The following is a 2547-nucleotide window of genomic DNA, read 5'->3' as shown; positions in this document are numbered from 1 at the left end:
CCGAAGTGGGCCTCGTCGGGTAACCCCGGCGCATTGCTGCGCCGGGGTCCCCTCAGAACCGGCCGTGCCCGCTTTCCAGGCAACCGGCTCAAGCAAGCCCTGAAGGCTCGCGGACAGGCAGAAGTATCGGGTTCACGCCGTCGCTGAGTCGTCGGCGGCAGTGAACGTGGATGAGCTGAGGTGCGGCGTGTTCGTCCGACGTGCCGAGCCCCACGGCGGACACGATCGCGTGTTTGCGGATCGCTTTGCGCGTGGCCGTGAGCCATTGTTCCCATTCGCGTGGGCTTTGCGGCTCGTGGTCGGCGTGCAGCAGCATGCCCCGGCAGAGCGGACATCGGCCGTGTTGCTGACGAAGGAGCCGCCAGGTGGCCGTGTCAACCGGGGGTTTGGTGCGGCGTCGCCGCTCGGTCCAGTAGTCAGCCAGGGCCGGGTCGTCGGGGGACGCCCGTCCCGCCACCATCCGGTGCCGAACGATCTTTGTCCAGGTGAACTTGCGGAGATAGAACCCGGTTTCCCGGCTCCCGAACACCCACCTGTCCTGCCTGGAGGGGTTGAACATGCCGAAGTAGCGGGCGATCACCCACCGCTTCGACTTGTTCGGGTGGGAGATCGTGACCCACTTGTGGACCAGCCTCCACACATAAGCGTCCAGCGCGTTGAACGCTCGCTTGGACACCCCCATCCGGTAGTAGGCGGCCCAACCTCTGATAATCGGGTTGAGCCTGGCGATCACCGCGTCGGCGTTGGACCCTCGCAGGGCCTTCACCTCGGTGGACAACCGCCTCCGGATCCGCCGCAACGCATCCTTGCTCGGCTTGGTCAGCAGCTTGCCGCGAAAGCGCCGGATTTCGAATCCCAGAAAGTCCACTCCCTGATCCAGGTGAGTGATTCGGGTCTTGTCCTCGTTGAGAACAAGACCTCTGGGGGCCAGCCATCCAGATAGCCGTGCCTTGACCTGTTCGGCCTGTTCACGGGTGTGACATAAGGCGATCAGGTCGTCGGCATACCGCACCAGAATCGGACACTGAGGGGTGGCGCGCATGGTGTCGCCGTCCCAGTACCTAACCCCGGCGGCCTGTTCCATGCCGTGCAATGCCACGTTCATCAGCGCGGGACTAATCACCCCGCCTTGAGGAGATCCCTCGCTGGTCGGGGTGAACCGGCTGTCCTCGATCACGCCCGCCTTCAACCACTGCCGGACCAGTCCCCGGGCGGGGAAGGAACCCAGCGAAGCGAGTATGTGATCATGGCTGAGCCGGTCGAATGCCGCCTCCACGTCGGCGTCGAGCACCCACAGCCGTTTGGCGTCCTTGCGGCTCGCCGTGGTGTGGATGGCCACGATCGCGTCGTGGCAGCTGCGGCCGGGCCGGAATCCGTAGGACTTCGGCTCGAACCGGGCTTCCCACTCTGGTTCCAGCGCGCTCGCCGCCAGGGCTTGCAATGCTCTGTCGGCGATCACGGGAATGCCGAGTGGGCGGCGGCGTCCGTTGCTTTTGGGCACATACACCCGCCGGACGGGACGAGGTGACCACGCGGCGGCACCGTGCTGCACCCAATCGGCCAGATCGGCCTTCTCCTGAGCCAGCAAGACCACTTTGCCATCTACCCCGGCCGTCTTGCGGCCAGTGTTGAGCTCCGTCACTCGCCGCACGCTCATCAGTGCGTTGCTGCGGGAGCGGAGCATCAGCTTCTGCAAATTGCGGACCTTGACCAGGTCCCCTGCCTGCGACGCCGCGAAGATCCGCTGTCTCAGCCGCCGTACGTCATCCTCGACCTGGCCCCAGTTCACTGAGTCCCAGTCAAAGGAGTCGCCCTCAGGTCCGTTCACCTCAAGGGCCGCCAACGCCATCGCGTGCGCGTGTCCGCTCATCGGTGTCCAACTTGTCCTTCGGCTCGGGCGTCTTGACGTCATTTCTTCGCAGGCTCACCAGACCCGCGTCAGCACCCTTTCAGGTCGAGGCAATCGCCTCTATCCGGCCAGTTATGCCAGAACCGCTGGCGGAGGAGCCAGTGTCCGGCCCCGGTTTCCTGCTACCTTTCAGCCGCCGGCATTCGCTTCTCGGGTCTTCCTGCGCCCGCTGGGGGTTTCCGCCTTCCTCACGGTTGGCCTACCGGCGAAAGTTCCACCGGACCCCATCGGGGTTGTCACGTTCCGCATGGATGAGATACGACCGGGGTGGGTGTCCTCTGAACCCCGGGGACGATGGTGCGCTCCCGACCGGCCCAATCCCTCCGGTCGGCACCTGCCGCTTTTCAACGGCCGGTCCCTATCTCCCGCTGATACAACCCGTCGGCGGAAGTGGCAATGACGAGGCGTCATCGAGGATTCACTTGCGTTCACCCGTCCGATCTTCCCCAGCCTGTGGCCTCTGGACGGAACAGAAACCCTTGGGCATTTCCCCTCGGGCTTCACACCCCGCGGTTGCCCGCGACGCATGCCGAGGTGGGGACGGTCCTTGCGCACTGGACCGGGAACTACGCGCTCGACATCAGTCGAACCTCCTTCATCGCATTCCACTCATCACATGCGACTTCGTGTCGCACGAT

The 2547-nt window shown here is 64.8% G+C and carries 1 protein-coding gene; it reads right to left on the bottom strand.

What is annotated here, in order from left to right; all coding sequences use genetic code 11:
• Positions 1-88: 88 nt before the first annotated feature.
• On the bottom strand, positions 89-1870 hold the full coding sequence (ltrA, locus tag ACFFRH_RS44000; RefSeq protein ID WP_344749673.1) for a group II intron reverse transcriptase/maturase: 1782 nt from the start codon (positions 1868-1870) through the stop codon (positions 89-91).
• Between the last annotated feature and the right edge of the window lie 677 nt (positions 1871-2547).

This window comes from Streptosporangium vulgare (assembly GCF_042428775.1).
GTDB classification, from domain to species: Bacteria; Actinomycetota; Actinomycetes; order Streptosporangiales; family Streptosporangiaceae; genus Streptosporangium; species Streptosporangium vulgare.
This window is presented reverse-complemented; position numbering and strand designations above follow the sequence as displayed.

Bases quoted from the DNA above. Each gene is read 5' to 3' on its own strand.
- ltrA (WP_344749673.1), bottom strand. From the start codon at position 1,870: ATGAGCGGACACGCGCACGCGATGGCGTTGGCGGCCCTTGAGGTGAAC.